General features: G+C 53.2%; 21 protein-coding genes. 3 read left to right on the top strand and 18 right to left on the bottom strand.

What is annotated here, in order from left to right:
- Positions 1–142: 142 nt before the first annotated feature.
- The 8 genes from H9X84_RS02990 to H9X84_RS02955 form a co-directional block, all read right to left on the bottom strand.
- A complete protein-coding gene (locus tag H9X84_RS02990) occupies positions 143–445 on the bottom strand; it encodes a LiaF transmembrane domain-containing protein (RefSeq protein WP_205132851.1) in 303 nt (100 codons plus the stop codon).
- A gap of 1 nt (position 446) precedes the next feature.
- Complete coding sequence (locus H9X84_RS02985) at positions 447–1,031, bottom strand: hypothetical protein (RefSeq protein WP_205132850.1); 585 nt, start codon at positions 1,029–1,031, stop codon at positions 447–449.
- Entirely contained in the window at positions 1,021–1,416 is a 396-nt protein-coding gene (locus tag H9X84_RS02980; RefSeq protein WP_205132849.1) for a hypothetical protein, read from the bottom strand. The genes H9X84_RS02985 and H9X84_RS02980 overlap by 11 nt, the downstream gene beginning before the upstream one ends.
- Positions 1,413–1,889, bottom strand: coding sequence for an RNA polymerase sigma factor (locus H9X84_RS02975; RefSeq protein ID WP_275552238.1), 477 nt, complete (start codon positions 1,887–1,889; stop codon positions 1,413–1,415). The genes H9X84_RS02980 and H9X84_RS02975 overlap by 4 nt, the downstream gene beginning before the upstream one ends.
- Before the next feature lie 216 nt (positions 1,890–2,105).
- Positions 2,106–2,705 carry a ribosome biogenesis GTP-binding protein YihA/YsxC gene (gene yihA, locus H9X84_RS02970; protein ID WP_205132848.1) on the bottom strand — a complete coding sequence of 200 codons (600 nt, stop codon included), beginning with the start codon at positions 2,703–2,705 and terminating at the stop codon, positions 2,106–2,108.
- Positions 2,696–5,038, bottom strand: coding sequence for an endopeptidase La (lon, locus tag H9X84_RS02965; RefSeq protein ID WP_205132847.1), 2,343 nt, complete (start codon positions 5,036–5,038; stop codon positions 2,696–2,698). Before lon ends, yihA begins: the two co-directional genes overlap by 10 nt.
- 213 nt (positions 5,039–5,251) lie before the next feature.
- On the bottom strand, positions 5,252–6,916 hold the full coding sequence (locus tag H9X84_RS02960; protein WP_330612246.1) for a S16 family serine protease: 1,665 nt from the start codon (positions 6,914–6,916) through the stop codon (positions 5,252–5,254).
- 68 nt (positions 6,917–6,984) lie between these two features.
- Positions 6,985–7,527, bottom strand: coding sequence for a hypothetical protein (locus H9X84_RS02955; RefSeq protein WP_205132845.1), 543 nt, complete (start codon positions 7,525–7,527; stop codon positions 6,985–6,987).
- Positions 7,528–7,732: 205 nt separating this feature from the next.
- Between H9X84_RS02955 and H9X84_RS02950 the strand changes: the two genes are divergently transcribed.
- A complete protein-coding gene (locus tag H9X84_RS02950; protein ID WP_205132844.1) occupies positions 7,733–8,278 on the top strand; it encodes a biotin transporter BioY in 546 nt (181 codons plus the stop codon).
- 100 nt (positions 8,279–8,378) lie between these two features.
- Here the strand turns inward: H9X84_RS02950 and mgtE (H9X84_RS02945) are convergent, their stop codons facing one another.
- The 8 genes from mgtE (H9X84_RS02945) to H9X84_RS02910 all read right to left on the bottom strand — a co-directional run bounded on the left by mgtE (H9X84_RS02945) (position 8,379) and on the right by H9X84_RS02910 (position 18,067).
- Positions 8,379–9,731 (bottom strand): magnesium transporter, encoded by a 1,353-nt coding sequence (mgtE, locus tag H9X84_RS02945; RefSeq protein ID WP_205132843.1) that lies wholly within the window; start codon positions 9,729–9,731, stop codon positions 8,379–8,381.
- 31 nt (positions 9,732–9,762) lie between these two features.
- On the bottom strand, positions 9,763–11,106 hold the full coding sequence (mgtE, locus tag H9X84_RS02940; RefSeq protein WP_205133044.1) for a magnesium transporter: 1,344 nt from the start codon (positions 11,104–11,106) through the stop codon (positions 9,763–9,765).
- 443 nt (positions 11,107–11,549) lie between these two features.
- Entirely contained in the window at positions 11,550–12,905 is a 1,356-nt protein-coding gene (dnaB, locus tag H9X84_RS02935; RefSeq protein ID WP_205132842.1) for a replicative DNA helicase, read from the bottom strand.
- A gap of 31 nt (positions 12,906–12,936) precedes the next feature.
- Complete coding sequence (rplI, locus tag H9X84_RS02930; protein ID WP_205132841.1) at positions 12,937–13,386, bottom strand: 50S ribosomal protein L9; 450 nt, start codon at positions 13,384–13,386, stop codon at positions 12,937–12,939.
- Positions 13,387–13,388: 2 nt separating this feature from the next.
- The gene (locus tag H9X84_RS02925; protein WP_205132840.1) at positions 13,389–15,359 is read right to left on the bottom strand and encodes a DHH family phosphoesterase; all 1,971 of its coding nucleotides are present in this window, start codon (positions 15,357–15,359) and stop codon (positions 13,389–13,391) included.
- 46 nt (positions 15,360–15,405) lie between these two features.
- Positions 15,406–15,708, bottom strand: coding sequence for a MazG-like family protein (locus H9X84_RS02920; RefSeq protein WP_205132839.1), 303 nt, complete (start codon positions 15,706–15,708; stop codon positions 15,406–15,408).
- Positions 15,709–15,872: 164 nt separating this feature from the next.
- Positions 15,873–16,748: a CPBP family intramembrane glutamic endopeptidase gene (locus H9X84_RS02915; protein WP_205132838.1), complete on the bottom strand. Its 876-nt coding sequence runs from the start codon at positions 16,746–16,748 to the stop codon at positions 15,873–15,875.
- 71 nt (positions 16,749–16,819) lie between these two features.
- Positions 16,820–18,067, bottom strand: a complete 1,248-nt coding sequence (locus H9X84_RS02910) for an AI-2E family transporter (protein ID WP_205132837.1) — start codon at positions 18,065–18,067, stop codon at positions 16,820–16,822.
- Between the two features lie 232 nt (positions 18,068–18,299).
- Between H9X84_RS02910 and H9X84_RS02905 the strand changes: the two genes are divergently transcribed.
- Entirely contained in the window at positions 18,300–19,262 is a 963-nt protein-coding gene (locus H9X84_RS02905) for an AAA family ATPase (RefSeq protein WP_205132836.1), read from the top strand.
- Positions 19,263–20,123, top strand: coding sequence for a DUF58 domain-containing protein (locus H9X84_RS02900; RefSeq protein ID WP_205132835.1), 861 nt, complete (start codon positions 19,263–19,265; stop codon positions 20,121–20,123).
- Positions 20,124–20,223: 100 nt separating this feature from the next.
- On the opposite strand, the gene H9X84_RS02895 is transcribed toward H9X84_RS02900, so the two are convergent.
- Together H9X84_RS02895 and H9X84_RS02890 are read right to left on the bottom strand one after the other, a co-directional pair.
- Complete coding sequence (locus tag H9X84_RS02895) at positions 20,224–21,588, bottom strand: permease prefix domain 1-containing protein (RefSeq protein WP_205132834.1); 1,365 nt, start codon at positions 21,586–21,588, stop codon at positions 20,224–20,226.
- Positions 21,575–21,913: a PadR family transcriptional regulator gene (locus H9X84_RS02890; RefSeq protein WP_205132833.1), complete on the bottom strand. Its 339-nt coding sequence runs from the start codon at positions 21,911–21,913 to the stop codon at positions 21,575–21,577. The genes H9X84_RS02895 and H9X84_RS02890 overlap by 14 nt, the downstream gene beginning before the upstream one ends.
- Positions 21,914–22,128 lie beyond the last annotated feature (215 nt).

Below are 22,128 nucleotides of genomic sequence, written 5' to 3'. Positions count from 1 at the left end.
TCTAATTATAGCGGTTTTCAATACTACGTCAATTCCTTTCCTTCTTTGTTAAGCAAATATTAAAAAAGACCGGAATTTCAGGGAAAGAGGCCATTCCCCGGAAAATCCCGGTCTTGATTCCTTTCTTTTTTCAAACAGGGGCTTACCAGTAAATCTGTCCCGTCTGTACCGTCCATTCAAAAAACATCTGGGCCGCCGCCATGGACATGGCGAAGAAGGAAATCAATACCATCATCACCACGGCCCCCTTATCATAGACCCAGCCTTCCTCCTGCCTGCGCAGGCTCCACAATACCTCCAGACCTAAAGAGATCAACAGGCAGGGCCAGAATCGGAAGATCAGGCCATAGGAAATGCCGTCCCAAAGGGTATGGAGCAGAAACAGCAGGCCAAATACCAGAAGTCCCAGCCCCAGCGTTACACTGCCAATCCTTCTGACACGCATCTTACTCGCCTCCCTGCTCTCTGTTCTCTGCGCTGTGTTCCTCCTGCGCGTTTTTCTGGCTGTACGCCGTTCTTTCTTCCGGCAGGATCTTCCTGCCCCGCAGCAGACATACGCCCACATACAGGATCACGATACCAATGACCACTCTGGGCAGCGCGTTCTGGAATTCCCAGAAGGCCTCCCGCAGGAAATCCGGCATCATCCACATCACCGTATCCGTAAATACCTTCCACAGCAGCCATACGCCAATGATAATCAGCACCACGGCGCCGATCCGTCTATTTTTTTCTTCTCTCATGGTCATAGAAATATCCTCCTCACTGAAAAACGGCCACTTATCCTCTACGGCGTAAAATTCCTCCGGCGGCAGCCCCCGCAGATGATGCACATGGAAGAAGCTGTAAAACCACAGCAGCGGCACAAACAGCAGCAGCTCTCCAATGCCCAGCGCCGACCCGAGGATACCCAGCAGCACACACATCCCCATAATGCTCAGTCCCTGTTTGAAAAAGCCCATATACATCTCTCCCGCCCCAGGGATCAGGGAGAAGAAAAAGGCAAATAATCCGCTTTTTTTATTTCTCATATGACGTTACCTCCATTATCTGTTCCACCAAAAATCCGGAAATATCACTGATCTGCCGGCTCAAATGATCTGTGCCCGCCGCCAGCCGGTCTGCCAGGCCATACTCCTGGGCCACAGGGAAAACACTGTGCTCGCCCTCTTTTTTGATGCTCCCGGAGGAGAAAACCAAAAACAGAGAGGCCGCCATGGCAGCGCAGATCTTCAGCTGATAGAAAAACTTTCTGGCTTGGGGCGAATGCCGCTGCTGCCGTCCCTTTTCCTCATCCATATGCGCTATGCGCCGCATCACATTCTGCTCCAGCGATGGCGGTGCCTCCAGCAGGCCGTCTTCTTCCAGCGTTTTGATCCATCTGTCTATTTCCTCATTACTCCATTCCCGCTTCATGGCATCCGCTCCTTTCCATAGATTTTTTGCAGTTTGGCTCTGGCGCGATAAATCTGCGTCTGTACCGTTTTCAGGTTTTCCTCCCGCTCCCGGGCGATCTCCTGAGGGCTTTTTTCCTCATAGAAATAGGCCAGGGCAATCTCCCGGTAAGGGGGCTTCAGCTTTTGGCAGGCGGTTTTCAGTTCCTGCCTTACCTCCGACGCCAGCAGGTGCTCCTCTACCGTCTTTCCGTCGGAAAGCGCCTCCAGCGCTTCTTCCGCCTCGGGGATGCCGTGCCGGCTGGTCTTTCTGGCGTGATCCAGGCACTTATTCATGGCAATGGTACATAGCCACGCTTTTTCGTGCTGCCCATCAAAGGTATCCATGTGGCAGTATGCCGCCAGAAACGTTTCCTGCGCCAGATCTTCCGCCGTAAAATAATTCCCCGTCATTTTATAGCACAAAGAAAATATCAAATTTTGATACCGGTTCAGCAGTACTGCCGTTTCCTTCGACCTGTCGATACGAACACCCCCTTCCTTTTTTCTGTTTCTATTATTATAAACGCTGAAAAAACCTCTTTGTCTTCAAAAATCCCGCATATTAAAAAAGTCTTAAAAAATCGGCTCCAAACCCCGCGAAAAAACCGCCGGCATGGGACAGTTTTTCTGTCTTCACGCCGACGGCTGTTCTTTGGATACTGTTTTCTTTTAGTTTTCTTCTTCCGGTGTCAGGAACCTGTCGATCTCCGTCCAAAGCTCCTGTACCCCCGTTTTTTTCTCTCCGCTGAAGGGAATCAAAACGTCTCCCTGCTGCAAGCCCAGTGTTTTCCGGATCACGGAAAGATGCTTGGGGATCTGGCTGCGGTTGATCTTATCGGATTTGGTAGCGGCGATAATGATGTCGTAGCCGTAATGGCGCAGCCATTCGTACATCATCACGTCATTCTTCCCCGGCTCATGACGGATGTCAATAAGCAGGATAATGGCCTTCAATTCTTCCCGCTTCTGCAAATACTCCTCGATCATGGCGCCCCATTTGGCGATCTCTGTTTTCGGCGCCTTGGCATAGCCGTAGCCCGGCAGGTCTACCACATACATCTGCCCATTCACATCATAAAAATTGATGGTGCGTGTCTTGCCCGGCTGGGAGCTGGTACGGGCCAGCGCTCTTCTGCCCAGCATGGCGTTGATAAGGGTGGATTTTCCCACATTGGATTTTCCGGCAAAGGCGATCTCCGGCCGCCCGTCGGTAGGATACTGGGAAAACTTGGTTCCCACCGCCGCCAAGGATGACTGTTTTACTTCCATACGCTTTCCCCTTTCGCCAGCGCGGTACGCAGCACCGCTTCCATCTCTTTTACGGTGACAAATTCCAGACCTTCCTTGATCTCCTCAGAAATTTCATTCAGATCCTTCTGATTTTCCTCCGGCAGGATAACGGTACGGATGCCCGCCTTTTTGGCCGCCAGCACCTTCTCCTGTAAGCCGCCGATGGGCAGCACCCGTCCCCGGATGGTAACTTCCCCGGTCATAGCCACGTCATTTCTGACTTTGGCCCCGGTCAGGGCCGACAGCAGGGCCGTGGTCATGGTAATACCGGCAGAAGGGCCGTCCTTTGGCGTTGCTCCTTCCGGGATATGGATATGGATGTCCTTCGTTTTATAAAAATCCTCTTCCACAGCAAATTTCGCGCTCTGGGAACGGATATAGCTCAACGCCGCCTCTGCGGATTCCTTCATGACCTGGCCCAGGTTCCCCGTCAGACGCAGCTTGCCGTCGCCGGGCATCACATTGACCTCAATAGAAAGGGTAGTGCCGCCTACGGCCGTCCATGCCAAACCACGGACAATGCCCACCTGCGGTTCCTCATAGATCTTTTCCTGGGCAAAGAGGGGCTTGCCCAGATAATCCTCCAGATTTTTCGCCGTCACCGTCATGGATTTTTTCTCGCCGCCGATGATGGCCTTGACCGCCTTCCGGCAGACCTTGCCAATGGTGCGCTCCAGCTGTCGGACGCCGGCTTCTCTCGTATAGCAGTCAATGATGATCTCCATGGCCTCCGGCTTAACCTTCAGCTGGCTGGAAGTCAAACCATGGCGGCGCATCTGTTTTTTCAGCAGATGATCCATGGCGATATGGAGCTTCTCCGCGGCGGTATAACTGCCCAGCTGGATTACTTCCATACGGTCCCGCAAGGGCCCGGGAATGGGATCAATGCTGTTGGCCGTACACATGAACAGTACCTTGGACAAATCATAAGGCAGCTCTATGTAATGGTCCCGGAAGGTGAAGTTCTGTTCCCCATCCAGCACCTCCAGCAGTGCCGCCGCCGGGTCTCCGTTATAGGATACCCCCAGCTTGTCCACCTCATCCAGCAGCATCAGCGGATTGATGGTGCCCACCTGCTTCATGGCGTTCATGATGCGTCCGGGCATAGCGCCGATGTAGGTCCGTCTGTGGCCCCGGATCTCCGCCTCGTCCTTGATGCCGCCCAGAGACATGCGTACATATTTCCGGTTCAGCGCCTTGGCGATGGAACGGGCAATCGAAGTCTTGCCCACGCCGGGAGGACCCACCAGACAAAGGATGGTAGCCTTTTCCTCGGGGGCGTTCTTGCGCACCGCCAGATATTCCAGAATACGCTCCTTCACCTTTTCCAGGCCGTAGTGGTCCTCGTCCAGAATGGCGGCCGCCTCCTTCAGCTCAAACCGCTCCTCTGTCATTTCGTTCCATGGCAGATTCAAAATGGTATCAATATAACTGCGGGAAACATTGGATTCGGGAGAAGTCACCGGGATCTTCATCATCCGGTCGATCTCCTTTTCCACAGTACGGCGGACCTCCTCCGGCGGGTTCTTTTCCTCCAGCCGCTTGCGGAAGGCCTCCGCGTCGGCGCCGATGCCGTCCTTATCCCCCAGTTCCTCCTGAATGACCTTCATTTCCTCCCGCAGGAAATACTCCCGCTGGTTCTGGTCAATTTTTTCCTTGGTCTTGCTCTCGATTTCTCTCTTTACCAGAAGCACCTGTTTTTCATAGTCCATGATTTCCATGACCATCTGCAATCTTTCGTAAGGATTCAGGGTGGAAAGCACCTTCTGCTTCCGGTCAAAGGAAATATCCAGTCCGGCGCCGATCAGATCGGCCATACGCCCCGGCTTTTTGGCAGTGGATACCGTCGGGATCAGATCCGTTGCCGCTGAATTGGGCACAAATTTGGCGTATTCCTCATACTGCTCCAGTGCCCGGCGCATCATGGCTACGGTAGCCACATCAGGCTCTTCCGCGAAATCCTGCTCCAGCGGGATCACAGCGGCATACTCACACTCTCTTTTCTTTCGGATCTCCACCAGCCGACCCCGGTGCAGGCCCTCCACGATCACATGGGTCACATTCCCCGGCAGTTTCAGGATCTGCTTAATCATAGCCACCGTGCCGATCTCATAAAGATCCTGCTGCTCCGGCGCAGGCTGCTCCGGATTGCGCTGTGTAGCCAGAAAAATTTTCTTGCTGAACTGATCCGCCTCCTCCAGCGCGTCCAGAGATTTCTGACGGCCTACCGGAAAGCTGATGGCCATATTGGGAAATACCGTCAGGCCCCGCAGAGCCATCATCGGTACCATCATTTTCTGTTTCTGTTCCATATTAAAATCACCTCGATACAGTGTTTCTTTCGACCTTCCTCGACAAAGGCTAATTTAGATATTATACAATACATCCTATACACAGTCAATTCCCACTATGGCGCAAGGGTATATTTTTTTGTGGAAATCCGGGTCTTTCTCCAAAACCGCCTCCTTTTGGGGCGGCAGAACAAACAAAAAGCGCCCCCCTTTTCTCCGAAGGACGCCCTTTCTTCATTCTCTTTGACCCAATCCCTCCGCCGAGAGTATCCCCGACGAAAGCACAGCGCCGCCCGCTTCTTTTTCCGCAAATATCTGTTCCAGAAGTTCCCGCACATCCCCGGCGCAAAGAACTTCCAGCTCCATGCGCCCATAGGCCCGCTGCCAGTTGGCCTTTGGAATCCATACCCGGGAAACGCCAGCCTCCTGGGCCGCCGCCAGCTTTTCGCTGACACCGCCCACCGGCAGAATCTGCCCCGTCAGGCTCAGTTCTCCTGTCAAAGCCACATCCCCCGGCACCGCCGCCCCCGTAAAGGCGGAATAGGCCGCCAGAAACATGGCCGTTCCCGCCGAAGGCCCGTCCACAGGCATACCGCCGGGGAAATTGATATGGACGGTGTAGTCCCGCCGCCGGAAACCGAACTGTTCCAGTACCGTCAGCACGTTTTCCACAGAACTGCGGGCATTGCTTTTTCGCAGGCTCCTGCCATGGGGACTTTTCAGCTCCTCCTCTTCCACAATCCCTGTTACCTGCAAACCGCTTTGACCGTCCTTGTGGAATACTGCCTCCACCGTCAGCACCGTACCGCCCATGCCGCCCATAACCGCCAAACCATTGACGACACCAACTCTGGATTTTCTCTCCACTTTTTTCTGTATTCTTGGCTCAAATCGTCCCGTTTCCGCCACAATTTCCAAATCTGACTCTGTAACATACTTTCGCCCCTCCATTTCCGCTCTGGCGGAGAGAGACTGCACCAGATTCACCGTATCCCTGCCGCCGCCGGCATAGCGGGCGATTTTTCCGCAGAAACCGCTGTCATACTCCAATCCCGCTTTTTTCAGGCCATTCTCCGCGATCTGTTCCACCGCCGCCGTCCCCAGGGGCTGGAAAAAAATCTCCGTACACCGGGAACGAAGGGCCGGGGGCAGTTCTCTGGGGCTTCGGGTTGTAGCCCCAATGAGCCGGAAATCCGCCGGCATCCCCTTTTGAAAGATCTCATGGACATAAGGCGGGATTCTTTTGTTCTCCCGGCTGTAATAGCTGCTTTGGAATCGTGCCACACGGTCCTCCAGCACCTTCAGCAGCCGGTTCATCTGGATAGGATGCAGTTCTCCGATCTCATCCAGAAATAATACGCCGCCGTTGGCCTTACAGACAGCTCCCGGCTGTGGTCTGGGGATGCCCGCCTGTCCAAAGGCCCCGGCCCCCTGATAAATAGGGTCATGGACGGAACCCAGCAGCGGATCGGCAATGCCACGCTCGTCAAACTGTAATGTGGTGGCATCGATCTCCACAAAGGGCGCCGTCCGTAAAAATGGAGAGCTTTCTCTGGCCTTGGCCTCCTCCAGCACCAGTCTGGCTGCCGCCGTTTTGCCTACCCCCGGTGGGCCGTAAATCAGAATATGCTGGGGATTGGGGCCGCACAGGGCCGCCCGCAGAGCCTCGATGCCCTTCTCCTGCCCCACAATCTCCGTCAGGCTGGCAGGTCTGGTCTGTTCCGCCAACGGCTCTGTCAAATGAACCCGCCGCATATCCTCCAGCCTCTGCATCTGTCTTTCGTTTTCTTCCGGCGAGACCATTTCCCCGCCTTTTTTCCGCTTGGCGCTCCGCCAGAAAAAAAGGGCCCCCAGCAGAAAAAACAGCATCTGGGCGCCAAATAAAAACCATCCGCTCACATACATTCCTCCTTTTTCCTTTGAGGGTAGTATGCGCGGATGGTTCCTGTTCCATGCTTCTGATCTCCTTAAAAATTCCCGTCTCCCACAGTCAGGGAAGCATCGGCAAAGGAAAAAACAGAATCGTCCTCGCCTTCCGGCAGATAATACTCATAAAAATCATCATCAAAGTCCACATAGGGCGCGTCATAATATTCATAATACTGATAATAGGGATCATAAGAGTATCCCACTTTCGCCAGCCCCAAAAAGATCATCACGGCAAAAACGATCGCCACCAGCGTCCCTGCCACCACATAGATCAGCGCGGCTCTGGAAAAGTTCTTCCGGTTTACATTCACCTGTTTTCCCACGGCCCAGTAGATCAGAAAAATCAGATTCACAACAGGAATCGCCATAATCAGAAACATCAGGAAATAACTCCCTACGGAAAGAGGCTCTCTGGACGCCTCCTCCTGTGCCCGGTGTTCTTCCCCCCATGTACCGCCAGAGCTGTTGCGCGCGCCGGTTTCCTCCTGCCGGCGTTCTTCTCCATACGGCCTTCCGCAGGTCACACAGAAGCGATCCTCATCTGCCATCTGTCCGCCGCAGTATCTGCATGTTTTAGCCATAAACCATCCCCCATTTCCTCCTTTGGCCCTTATTTCCGGCCGCCGTTATTTTTGACGAAAACTGTCTTTGGAGCAATTATATCATATTCCCCGGAAAAAACATCTCTTTTTTTTCTTCAAATTGTAAACCATTTTTATAAATTCAGTTGACTTTCTTTTTCTCCGCGCCTATACTCAAAGGCAGATTTCATAAGGAGGAGATTCCATGACAAAAACACAGCGTTTGATTTATACAGCCCTGATGACAGCCGTCATCTGTATCGCCGCCCCCATCAGCATTCCCATTCCCGTCAGTCCCGTGGCCCTGACCCTGTCTACCTTTGCCATTTATCTGGCGGTCTATGTGCTGGATCTTCCCGGTGCCGTAGCTGCCGTAGGACTGTATCTGCTGTTAGGCGCTGTGGGACTGCCTGTATTTTCCGGCTACACAGGCGGATTTTCCCGCTTTGCCGCGCCCGGCGGCGGCTATCTTGTGGGCTATCTGCTGCTGGCCCTCATTGGCGGTCTGTTTTTCCGCCGCTGGCCCACCCACAGACCCATACAGGCTCTGGGCCTGTTTCTGGGGACGCTGGCTACCTACGCGCTGGGCACACTCTGGCTGGCCTATGTGACCAACACCTCTTTCTGGCAGGCTCTGCCCATGGGGGCTCTGGTCTTCCTGCCGCTGGATATATTGAAAATCCTGTGCGCCTGCTGGCTGGGCAGCCGTTTGCGGCAGCATCTGAAAACCCATCCGCTTGCGCAGTCATAAAAAAGATTTTACCAGAAAATAAAAATCGCTGGATTCCCTGCCCTATGCAAAGGAGTCCAGCGATTCTGTTTTATGGAAAGTATTTTCTGAAAAAAGCCCGTTACAGCACCAGTGATGACGCGATATTAAAGAAAATCAAGAGGGCCACCGCGTCCACCACCGTCGTAATCAGCGGCCCCGCCATAATCGCCGGGTCCAGCTTGCAGACCTTGGCGCCGATAGGCAGCAGACAGCCCATGGCTTTCGCTACTACGACAACAGCACCCATGCTGATGGATACCGTCAGGTCTACCATCACATTGGTGGCCGGGCTGAAAATGGTCTGTTTTACCATATTCAGCGTACCCAGAAGCATCCCGCAGATCAGGCCCACCTGGATCTCCTTGCCCAATACCCGCAGGGAGTCCCGCGGGCGTACCTCATCCAACGCCATCCCGCGGATAATCATAGCCGACGCCTGGGAACCGGCATTCCCGCCGGTACCGGTCAGTACCGGGATAAAGGTAGCTAGCTGTACGGCCTCATCCAGTATCGACTGATATCCCCCGATAATCATACTGCTAAGGGTACCGGAAATCATCAGCACACAGAGCCATACGATCCTGTTTTTGGCCAGCTTTGTAACGGGGGTCTTTAAATATTCGTCATCGGAGGGCAGCAGCGCCGCCATTTTCTCCATATCCTCCGTGGTCTCTTCATCAATGACGTCCACAATATCGTCAATGGTGATGATACCCACCAGACGCTCCTCGCCGTCTACTACCGGCAGCGCCATCAGGCTGTATTTTCGAAAGACCGCCGCCGCCTCTTCCTGGTCGTCCAGTGTCGTCACACGGATCACGTCTTCTTCCATCAATTCCCCCACACGGGTCTTTTCATCGGCCAGTAGCAGCGTCCGTAGCGGCACCACGCCAATGAGCCTGTTCTTTCTGTCCAGCACGTAGCAGGTATAAATAGTCTCCTTATCCAGCCCGATCTTACGGATCAGTTCCATGGCCCGCCCCGCCGTCATGGCCTCATTCAGATGAACAAACTCTACTGTCATCAGGCTTCCGGCGGAATTCTCCGGATAATGAAGGAACTGGTTGATGAGCTTTCTCGTTTCCGGGTGAGTATTGCGCAGGACCTTGCCCACCAGCTCCGGCGGCGCTTCCTCCAGAAAGTCCACCGTGTCATCCAGGAACATATTGTCCACAATATTGCGGACCTCATTGTCGGAAATGGAGGTCACCAGCATTTCCTGGGTATCGTTGTCCAAAAAGGAAAAGGCATCCGCCGCCATATCCCTAGACAGCAGACGGAACACGAAAAGCTTTTTCTCCACCGGCAGCTCTTCCAGAAATTCCGCCACATTGGCCGGGTTTTCCTCATTCAGGTCCTCTCTCAGATTCAGATAAGCGCCCTGGTCCATCCACTCCAGCCATTGTTCATAGGTCTCGTTCCACTCTTCCATGCCGTCACCTCCCTTTCCTTTCTTTTTCCTATTACAGCAGCAGCGCCGAAGCGATGCTGAAATAGATAATCAACGCCACCGCGTCCACCAGTGTGGAGATCAGAGGGCCTGCCATCATGGCCGGGTCCACCTTAACGATCTTGGCGAAAATAGGCAGGGTACAGCCAATGGTCTTAGACAGTACCACTACCGCCGCCATACTGAGGGAAACGGTAAAATCCAACAGTGTCCCCGTACTGGGGCTGAACAGCGTCATACGGATCATATTCACGGCTCCCAGGGCCACGCCGCAGAGGGCGCCCACCCGGACCTCCTTCCAGATGACCCGCAGGGTATCCCGTACCTCGATCTCACCCAGCGCCATACCACGAATAATCATGGTCGATGCCTGGGAACCGGCATTCCCGCCGGTACCGGTAATGATGGTCACAAAATTGGACAGAGACATAGCCACTGTCAAAAGGGCCTGATAATGCCCGATGACCAGAGAGCTGAGGGTACCGGAGATCATCAGTACACACAGCCATACGATTCTGTTTTTCGCCAGCTTCAGCACCGGCGTTTTCAGATACACCTCGTCGGAAGGCAGCAACGCCGCCATTTTTTCCATATCCTCCGTAGTTTCCTGTTCGATAACGTCCACGATATCGTCCACGGTGATGATGCCCACCAGACGGTGTTCCAGGTCTGTAACCGGCAGCGCCATCCAGTTGTATTTCTTGAAAATATTAGCAACCTCTTCCTGGTCGTCTGTGGTATATACGGAAACTACATCCTCTTCCATCAGATCCTGCACCAGTTCCTCGTCCCTGGCGCAGATCAGCGTCCGCAACGGCACCACGCCGATGAGCTTTCGGTGGGCGTCGATCACGTAACAAGTATAAATGGTTTCCTTATCCGTTCCGGTTCGTTTGATCTGGCGCATGGCCTCGTCTACCCGCATACCGGCCCGCAGCTTCACAAACTCAATGGTCATCAGACTGCCGGCGGAATTATCGGGATAGTTCAGGAACCGGTTGATGAGGGCTCTGGTCTCCGCGTCAGTATTGCGCAGGACCTTTTTTACCAGATTAGCGGGGGCCTCCTCCAGAAAGTCCACCGTATCATCCAGAAACATTTCGTCCACGATGTTGCGGACCTCCCGGTCCGTAATGGAATGGACAATATGCTCCTGTGTATCGTTATCCATATAAGAGAATACTTCCGCCGCCAGATCTTTGGTCAGCAGACGGAAAATAAACAGCTGTTTCTCCGCCGTCAGCTCCTCAAAGTATTCCGCCAGGTCGGCGGCGTTCTCCTCGTTCAATTCTTCTTTTAACTGTATATACGCGCCTTTGTCCAGCAATTCATTGAAGTGGTCAAAAAGCACCTGCATCTCTTCCAAACATCTCACCCCTTTTTCGTCCTGCTTTTTTGGCAATAAAAAAACACGTCTGCAAAAAATACAATCGTGTCAGCAAGAATCCGCTGGCCTGCGGCCGGGGTCAATTTTTCATTTTGCCGTACTGCCCACTTTCCGGAAAAAAGCATACAAAAAAGGCGTACAAAACAAAAGCTCAGTCTTTCCTCGGAGAAAAACGAACCCTACGCACGACGGATCTGCTGATGTACTTCCAACTTCGCTCAGGCCCCAAAGGGATACTTTCACTATTGCCGTCCATATGGTTCACCTCCTGTGTTCCTTCTCTTTTTTCGCCTGTTTTTCGGCACATCCTTAGTATATGCTTTCCAAAAATCAGCGTCAACCTCTTTTTCCGGAAAAATTGCAAAATCCATGTAAAAAGAAGGTCTGCGGCCAAAAGACCGCAGACCTTTTTCTCAATATTTTTTCAAGAAATTTCCAAATTTCGTATATTGTCCCATCCATGTCAGATCTACGGTGCCTGTGGGGCCGTTTCTCTGCTTGGCAATAATCAGCTCCGCCTGATTCTTTTTTTCCGTATCGGGGAAGTAATACTCATCTCGATACAGGAAAGCCACCACATCGGCATCCTGCTCAATGGCCCCGGACTCTCTCAGGTCCGACAGCATAGGGCGATGGTCCGCCCGCTGCTCGCAGGCACGGGACAGCTGGGACAAGGCGATAACCGGCGCCTCCATTTCTCTGGCGATGGCCTTCAGCGCACGGGAGATCTCGGAGATCTCCTGCTGTCTGGAGTCATTCCGGCCGTTGCCGCTCATCAGCTGCAAATAGTCAATAACAATCAGCCCTAGCCCTTTTTCCACCTTCAGGCGGCGGCATTTGGAGCGCACCTCCATAGGTGTCACGCCGGGCGTATCATCTATATAGATGGGCGCCTGGGACAACGGCCCCATGGCCTGAATCAGACCCGCCCAGTCACTGTCTGTCAGTTCTCCGGTACGCAGCCTCTGGGCATCCAGCATGGCCTCGGAGCAGAGCATACGGTTCACCAGCTGCTCCCGGCTCATTTCCAGCGAAAAGACCGCCGTTGGCACATTACTGCGGATGGCGGCGTTCTGCACAATATTCAGGGCAAAGGCCGTCTTCCCCATGGAAGGACGGGCCGCCAGCAGAATCAGATCCGATTTCTGCAGCCCCGCCGTTTTCTGGTCGAAGTCCACAAAACCCGTAGGCACCCCCGTCAGCTTGCCTTTGGAACGGTAGATGTCCTCTATCTTCTCGATGGAATCCACGGCAATATCCCGGATATGGTGAAACTGGTCGGAATGGCGCTTCTGCATAATATCGAAAATGCTTTTTTCCGCCGTATCCATAATGGAATTGACCGGTTCCTTGCCTTCATAACTAAGCTGGGAAATATTTCCCGCCGTGCGGATGAGCCGCCGCAGAACAGATTTTTCCTCCACAATGGCGGCATAATGGCGCATATTAGCGGAACTGCCCGCCGCCGTGGAAATGCCGGCCAAAAAGGGAATACCGCCGATCTGCTCAAAGACGCCTTTTTCTTCTAATTTATTCTTTACGGTAATGACGTCAATGGGAACGCCGCTGTGGTACAGTTCCTCCGCCGCCTCAAAGACCGCTTTATGATCGGGACGGTAGAAATCCTCGCCCCGAAGCACCTCCAGCGCCAGAGAAGCCGCCTCTCTGTCCAGAAACATGGCGCCCAGCACCGCTGTTTCCGCCGCGTCGTCATGGGGCGGTACATTCTGGAAGTATTCCGCCGGATTGGACGTATTCTGCTGTTCCATGGCCGCCGCCTCCTTTTCTGTGACGTTTTGTTTACTCCGCCTCTACAATCTTGATAGCTACTTCCGCTGTTACCTTGGGATGCAGCTTGATAACCGCTGTTCTTTCTCCCAGCATTTTGATGGGGTCACCAATGGATACTTTCTTTTTATCAAAATCCAGGCCGGTCTGCTTGATGATCTCCTCCGCTACTTCCTTATTGGTTACGGAACCAAAGAGCTTGCCGTTGCCGCCGGTTTTCACCTTGATGATAACCACCTTGTCGTCCAGTTGTTTCTTCATTTCCTGGGCCTTTTCCAGCTCTTCCTGTTTCCGTTTGGCTTCCGCCTTCTGCTTCAGCTCGTAATCGTTCAGATTGGACTTTGTAGCTTCCACCGCCAGTTTTCTGGGCAGCAGGAAATTCTTCGCATAGCCCTCGCTGGCATTGATGAGATCGCCTTTTTTCCCTACACTTTTTACATCCTGTAATAAAATCAGCTTCATAATTACGCTTCCTCCTCCAAATATTCCTCAATGGCGGTGCGGATCTTCTCCTTCGCTTCCTCCGTGGTGCAGTCAGACAGCTGCGCCCCGGCTACGGTCAGATGGCCGCCGCCGCCCAGTTTTTCCATAATTCTCTGTACATTGATATCGCCAAAGCTTCTGGCGCTGATATAGACCATATTCTCCACCTTGCAGCAGACAAAGGAGGCCTGTATCCCTGTTACGTTCATCAGATCGTCCGCCGCCTGCGCCGCCGTCAGACTGGAATTTTCCACCTCGGAAGGGCAGACAGAAATGGCCATGTTCCCCCGGAACAGTTCCGCGTCCCGCACCGCCGTGGCTTTCGCCTTATACGCGTCCATATCGTTTTGGAACAGCAGTCTGACACGGATGCTGTCAGCGCCGTTTCTGCGCAGGAAGGCCGCCGCCTCAAAGGTCATGGCCCCCGTCTTGACGCAGAAGTTTTTCGTATCCACCGTAATGCCCGCCAGCAAAGCGTCCGCTTCGATGCTGGTCAGCTTTACCTTTTTGTCCATATGCTGGATCATTTCCGTAATGAGCTCCGCCGTGGAAGAGGCATAGGGCTCATGATAAATCAGCACCGCCTGGTCGATGAAATCCGTGCTCTTTCTGTGGTGGTCGAAAACTACGATCTTTTTGGCCGCCATAACAATCTGACGGCTGTCTACCATAGATTCCCGGTGGGTATCCACCACAATCACCAGCGTCTTGTCATTGAGCAGGCGCATGGCTTCCGCTCCATTGACGATCAGGCCGTTATACTTTTCATTCTGCGCCATCTGATCGCAGAGCCGTTTTACGCCCACGCTGACCTTATCCATGACGATATTGCACTTTTTGCCAATGCTCTTTGCCATGGCGTAGACGCCCATGCAGGAACCCAGGCTGTCCAGATCCGCCTGTTTATGGCCCATAACCAGAATATCGGAGGCGTCCCGCATCAGCTCGAACAAAGCGTCCGCCTTCACTCTGGCACGGATTCTGGCGTTGCGGTGGATTTCCCCGCTTTTTCCGCCAAAGAACAGATATTTTTCCCCATCCTTGATGAGCACCTGATCGCCGCCCCGGCCCAGAGCCAGATCCATGGCCGCCTTAGCGTTCTGCATGGCCGCCTCCAAAGAACCGCCGCCCAGACCGATGCCCATGCTCAATGTCACGGGAATCTGCTGGCCCACAGAAATCTCCTTGATCTCATTAAAAGGCTCGAATTTCTTTTCCTGGAACCGCTCCAGACTGCCCTTGGACAGCAGGAAGATATAGCGGTCCTTTTCCAGCTTTTTGATGACGCCGTCAGCCGCCGCCGCCAGCTGATTGAATTTCCGGTCGATCAGGGCCGACAATACCGGCAGACGGTCCTCATCGACGCTGTCCACCACATCATCATAATTATCCAGCAGGATCATACCTACTACGGTCTCCTGCTCCTCCAGCTGTTTTTCCAGCTGGCAGGTTCTGGTACTGTCTACCATAATCAGGGTCAGCACCGCGCCTACCGCGCCGCTTTGATCCAGCACATCGCAGTGATTCAAGGCCGCCGTAAAGCGTTTTTCGCCTACCGTCACCAGACAGGGCTCGCCGGCGCCGCTGGTTTTCAGCAGCTGGTCGATGACAGGCTTCGCGTCCTCCCCATGGGGGAATACCGCCGCGAAAGGCTCATTATACATCATCACTCTGCCCCGGACATCCAGCACCGCGTAAGGGATCGGCAGATTCTGGGGAATGGAAAAATTCTCCCGCAGAATACTGGTATCCAGAAAGCGGTTTTCCTGCTGGCTGACCTCACTGCCTGTGGAGAACATCTCCTTGAGCACCGGCCGCACAAAAACGCCTACCAGCACCCCAGCCAGCACCCCGACGCCAATTCTGACATCCACAATCAGGCCCAGGATCACCACAATGACTGCCACCGCCGCGTCCAGAATCCGACTGCCGCCGTCATGATTTTGTTTCATATTATTCTTCTCCATTGATTGCCTCCATGACAAATTCCGTGCCGCCTTATTTTTCCAGACGGCGCAGCACCTCCAGAAGATCTTCCCGCCAAAGGCTCTTCTCCTCCTGCAGAAGGCTCAGCCGCACATTGGCCGCCGCCTTTCTGTCCAGTGTTTCCGGTGAGATCCCCAGCCGCTGGCCCATCAGATACAGCGCCGTTTCCAGATCCGCCAGAAGCTCTGTTTTTTCCGCCTTTGACGCGTTTTTATGCATTGCCTCATAAAAACCTGACAGCAGCGTCAGCATTTGACATTGAAGTCCTTCCGTCATATGGACGCTTCTTGCAATATCAAACTCTTTTTCCGACACAAAACCGCCTCCTCCATTGGTGATTTCTTTGCTGATTATCTAGTATAGCATAATTTCCGCAAATGCTCAAGACTTCCGGCCCACAGAGCTCAGGAAAAGAATCAGCTTCTCCTCCTAAAAAAATACGCCCGGTCCTCCTCGAAAGGAAGACGGGCGCAAAAAAATCAGCGAATCCCCATGGTAAACACGCACATACCCGCAAAAATAGCGATAATGACCCAGATGGCGGGGGTAAAGAACCGCTCCCCCTCCAGCGCTGTCATCTCATACCGGCTTTTGGGGTTTCTTCTCATAAACAGCCACAGCAGCCCCACCAAAAACGGCAGCGCCACCAGACACTGGATGCCTACCCCCAGAACCTGCTGGCCAAAGGTGTATTCCACCGCCGGTGCGGCAGACTCCGCGGGAGAAAGGAACATCGCCGCCCAGTTGGAGGCATTGATAAAGAAGTGCGGGATCACCGAAGCCAGAATGGAACCGGTGCGGCCCACCAGAAAGGCAAACAGCACCCCCAGCACAAAGGCATAGGCGGCCTGCTGAAGATTCATATGCAGCAGAGCGAACAAAAAGGCGCTGGCCAGAATGGCCTTCTTTTCTCCCAGACAGCCATAAGCCCGGTAGCCCACACCGCGGAACAGCAGCTCCTCAAATACCGCCGGCTGTATGGCGGTCAAAAACAGCACCAGAAAGAAATTACTGCCCATCATGGATTCCAGGGACGCCTCTGCCAGATTGGTCTGCAATACAGAAGTAATCAACACGATCATGGATACAAAGGGCATAGCGCATAAACTCACGCCCAGGCAAAGAAGCAGATCCGCCACCCGGATAGGCCGCAGGGACAGCGTTTCTTTCGGAGAAACGGGATACCGGTAAAAATAAAAAAATAACAGCGGCAAAAAGATCAGAAACTGCATGATAATGGTCGCCACGGCCCCAGAGGGAAAGATTTTCCCCAGAATCGGCGACAGGAAAAAGGATACTCCAAGAAAATAAAGGAATACCAGCAAAAAATAACCATTTATTTTTTTTGTCAGCATAAAATACCTCCTGTTGAAAAAAACTTCCGGACAAAAACAGAAAACTTTTTCGCCCGAAAGTTTTATATACATCATTCTGTCTGGGACGAGGGTTCCTCCACAGAAGGGGTCTCCATGGGGTCCTGGTCCTGATATTTTTTCCTGTATTTCCAGTCGATAAACTCCTGGCAGAACATTTTGATGGTGGCAAAAATAGGCACCCCGATAAACATGCCTAAAGGCCCCATCAGCGCGCCGCCGACAATGACGGCAAGGATGATCCAAAGTGGACTGATGTCCAGCGAATTTCCAAGGATTTTGGGCCCCAGGAAATTTCCGTCAAACTGCTGCAGCGCCAGAATAAACAGACCAACCCAGATGGCGTCAATGGGGCTGATAAGCAGTGTAATGATGACGGAAGGAATCCCGCCCAAAAATGGACCAAAGTAGGGGATCATATTGGTGACCCCGATAATCAGGCTCAGTACCAGCACCAGCGGCGCGTGGATCAGATTCAGCCCGATAAAGGCAAGGATACCGATAATCAAAGAATCCAGCGCCTTGCCGATGATGAAATTCTGGAAAATATTGTGGATTCTCCCGGCGTTGTAATAAATCCGCTGGGCTCTGCGCTCCGAAAACAGGGCAAGAACCGTCTTTTTGATCTGTCTGGAAAACCCTTCCTTATCAAACAGCATATAAAAGGCGATAAAAATCCCCATAATGATATTGAAAGCCGCGCGGCCCACCGTAAACACGTTGCCGATGATGGTCGTAGTCAGCGCCGCCAGGTCCACCCTCTCCGCCAGCGTTGGCACATCCTGGAACATTTCGTTCAGGGGGGTCAGCAGACGGTTGATGACATTATTGACATTTTCGCCGCTGATAAAATCAATCTGCAGAAAGAATTCATCGATCTTATCATTCAGCGTCGCCGTATAGGCAGGCAGCTGGGTGGCGAAGGTGATAACCGAGGTTTTGATCTCGGGCACCAGATAAATGGCGATCCATACAATGCCCCCGATGACAATGGTATAGATCAGAAGGATCGCCAGCGTCCTTGTAACCTTGGGATGATGCGAAAAAAAGTTCTCTTTTTTCATGGTATGACGCTCAAAGAAATACACGAAAGGATTCATAACGTAAGCAATCATAAAACCAATGAGAAACGGCAGGCACAGGGTCTGGGTCACTCGCAGGAACGTATGAATGGCACTGGTAATGCTGGGCAGGTTCCCTATGACCTTTTCAAACAGCACCACTGCCGCCAGTACGCCAAAAATATAACAGGCGATCTTAAAAAACAGCCTGTCTGTCTTTTTCATTCGAAACTTTCTCACTTTTTCTGCACCCCTTGAAATCAGATTTCACCTAAAACTAATCATACTATGTTTCCGGGAAATTGGGAAGGAAAAATTTTATATAGATTTTATTAAGAAAAGGCGAATATTTTCCGCCAAAACTTTTACATTTGCTCCCATTCATTGACGCTGGCCAAAAAAAGGCCGTATAATAATGGAAAACCCAGTTTTTCCTGGAAAGAGTACAACAACAGAATGGGAGGAACCTTATATGGAAGAAAAAGAGATCCGCGCCTTTGCGCAGACCTTCACAAAGATAGAACAGGAGATCGGCAAGGCCATCATCGGCCAGAAAGAGCTGATCCGTCTGGTACTGACGGCCATGACCGCCGGCGGCAATATTTTGCTGGAGGGTCTGCCGGGACTGGGCAAAACCCAGCTGGTCAAGACCATCGGCAAAGTCATGGATCTGGAATTTTCCAGAATCCAGTTTACGCCGGACCTGATGCCCGCTGACGTCACCGGCACCGGCGTCCTGACGGAAGAGGCCGACGGAAGTAAGGCCATCCGCTTCCAGAAAGGACCCATCTTCGCCAATCTGGTGCTGGCCGACGAAATCAACCGTGCCACCCCGAAAACACAGTCCGCCCTGCTGGAGGCCATGCAGGAGCATACCGTAACCGGCGGCCGGGAGACCTACGCTCTGCCGGAGCCCTTTTTCGTGCTGGCTACCCAGAACCCTCTGGAAAGCGAAGGCACCTATCCTCTGCCGGAAGCCCAGATGGACCGTTTCCTGTTTCAGGTAAACGTGCCCTTCCCTACCAAGGAAGAACTGCGGGACATTGTATTGACGACCACCGCCCTGAACCAGGAGGAACCGCGCTGTGTCTGCGACGGCGAAACTCTGCTGCGGATGCGGACCGTAGCGGCGGAGGTGCCTGTGGCGGAGGCCGTTGCCGACTACATCATGGAAATCGTTATGAAAACCCATCCGGAATACGCCAACGCGCCGGAGGAAGTGCGGCAGTATGTGCGCTACGGCGCCAGCCCCAGAGCGGCCCAGGCCATTTTGAAAACAGCCCGTGTCTTTGCCCTTCTGGACGGACGGTACAATGTATCCTATGAGGACGTGAAGCAGGCGGCCAAACCGGCCCTGCGCCACAGACTGCTTTTGAACTTTGAAGGCATGGCGGAAGGAAAAACGACAGACGAAATTATCGAGGCGTTGTGGTAAATGAGAACATTAGAAGACCTTTTGACAAAAGAATACCTGGCCAGACTGGAACATCTGGGGCAAAGGCTCCGGGCCCGTCTGGGTACCGACGGATACAGCGGCGCCCGCCGTTCCACCACCAAAGGCACCTCTCTGGAATTTTCCGACTTTCGGGAATATCTGCCGGGAGACGACCTGCGGCGGGCGGACTGGAACAGCTACGCCCGGTTTGAAAAGCTCTATATCCGGCAGTATTTCGAGGAAAAGCAGGCGGCCTTTCATATTTTTCTGGACTGCAGCCGCTCCATGGAGGCCGGGGAAAAATTCCTCCGGGCCAAGGCGCTGGCGGCCTCTGTGGCCTATCTTGCAATGAGCGGCGGGGATCAGGTCCATCTCTTTGCTTTTCGGGAAGGGCTTTCCGCCAGAGAAGGCGGACTTTCCCAGCAAAGCCGTTTTTTACAGGCTGTGCGTTTCCTCCAGCCGCTGACGGCGGAAGGCGGCACCGATCTGTTCCGGGCCGTCCGGGAGACAGGCCCCCTGCAAAAAGGCGTTTCTCTGATCTTTTCCGATTTTATGACGGAAGGCAGAACCGATGACGCCATAAAACTCCTTCAGGAGAAAAAACAGACGGTGATCCTGGTACAGGTCCTCTCCAAAGAGGAGCTTTCCCCCTCCGCGCAGGGCCCCATCCGCCTTGTGGACAGCGAAACCGGCCAGGCGCTGGATGTGGAAATGACCGCTGGGGTACTGGCGGCCTATCATAAGGCATTGGAACAGCAGGAAAAAGGCTGGCAGGAATTTTGCCGCCGGCGGAACGCCCTGTTCCTGCGGACAGCGGAGGACGCACCTTTGCTGGAAACCGTATATGAAATCATGAAATAGAACGCAAATATGGCTGGAATCCTTGCGGCACAAGGATTCCAGCCATATTTTTTACGGGAATGATTTTCTGAAAACACATTCCTTTGGCTCTATACTTCTATTATTTCTGGGAAACAGCGAAAAAGGTGGATTCCCGCACCTCTTTGCTCCGGCGGAACACAGACAGCAGCAGCCCCATCAAAAAGGCGTTCAGCAGCAGCGCCGTGTTTCCATAGGACACCAGCGGCAGCGCCGTGGCGGAAACCAGAAGAAATCCCAGATTAAAGACGAAAAACACTGCCGTTTCAAAAAGCAGTACCAGCCAGATGCAAACAGCCGTCATCCTTCCGGGCAGACTGGACTGCCGCCGGATCAAGGGAATGGACCAGAGGAAGAAAAACAGGAAAATGGCCATCACCGCCACCACAGCAGCTTTCCCCAGCACAAACGCCAACTGCGCCAGCAGAATATCATGGCTGTACCCGAATTCCTCCGTCACTTCCATCAGGATGCGTCCCCAGTTTCCCTCGGGATAGGTTCCATGACCCACCCATTGGCTGTTCTGCCAAAAACGGCCCACCAGAGAAAAGAGGAATCCGTTTCCCGTCTCATCTCCCGTCATCCGTCCCACAGCCCACAGCAGACGTGCCCTTCCCGGCAGCAGCAGGAACAGCACACCCAGGATTACCGCCGCCCCTGTCAGAAGCAAGAACCATTTCCGTCCCTTCTCCTTTCCCAGAGCGAACCAGTCGGCGCGGACCGCCATCCACAGCAGGACCCATGCGGCAACGGCAAAGAGCAGTACAAAGGAAAGACTGCCGCAGAGGATCAGATAAAGCATCCCCGCGCCTGCCGCCAGCATAGCCAGACAAAATCCTCTGCCGCCTTTTTTTCTGACAAGGGCCAGCACCGCCAGCAGTACCAGCGGCAGCAGAAAGCCCAGATAGGACATCTGAAAAAATACAGAAAAAACCCGGCCATAGCTCTGCCCGATATGCTTTTCCCCAAATATCAGCGTCCCTGCCAAAATCAGGGCCGACGCCGCCACGATCCATTTGCTCCGGCGGAAAATCACCGTATAATCCAGAAAATACCCGGCAAAAAACAGAATGGCCGCCGCCAGCACCGGCAAAAGCACCGACAGAGAAAAGGGCGCCATTCCATCCACAAATACCCGGCAGACCACGCCCGCCGCCAGCAGCAGAAACACCGGGATCATCAGCTGCCACTGGGGCAGAGGCCTATGGATGCGGTCCAGCTCCAGCCCGACACTCAGGCCGTCCCCCATTTCCTCCACCGCCATGGCGTCCGCCTCCGGCTCCGCCTTTCCTTCCGCCAGAAAAGCCTCCTTCTGGCTCAAAATATGGTCGGTCATTTCCTCCCGAACGCCGGCTCTGGCTTCCTTCCATCGGATCTGCCCACAGACGGTGTCCAGATATTCCAGTATTTTTTCCGAAAGTTCTTCTTTTTTGTCATACTCCCGCACAGCAAGCCCCTCCTTTCAGGACCCGGTCGATGGTTCCGGCGTAACGCTCCCATTTTTCCCGCTGTTCTGCCAGCTGTGCATGTCCTTCTTCCGTCAGACGGTAATACTTCCGCATCCTGCCATCTGCAGGCTCCTCATAAGCCGTCACCCAGCCCTCTTTTTCCATATTGTGCAGCAGAGGATACAGTGTCCCCGCCTTCAGCCGGAACAGCTCCTCCGAACGGCTGGCCAGCGTTTCGATCATTTCATAGCCGTACATATCCTTTTCTTCCAACAGTTTCAGCAGCAGCAGAGAGATCTGCGCCCCGTTTTTTTCCTGTGCCATAGGCTCACCTCCATAGGTAGATTATCTATATATGATTATAGATAGATGATCTATCTATGTCAAGAAGGAAATTCTCCTTTCCTTTTTCCCCGCCGCTTTTTATAATCTTGAATTGTCAAGTTAAATGCAACACCTCTGAATAATAAATCTCATAAGGCGTTCTATACCTTAAACATTTTCTGGGACGTTTGTTCATTTCATCCACTTTGCTTTGT

Origin of the sequence: Anaerotignum lactatifermentans, assembly GCF_016902535.1 — a bacterium.
GTDB lineage: Bacteria > Bacillota > Clostridia > Lachnospirales > Anaerotignaceae > Anaerotignum > Anaerotignum lactatifermentans_A.
Note: the sequence above shows the minus strand (reverse complement) of the source record. Positions and strands in the feature narration are given on the sequence as shown.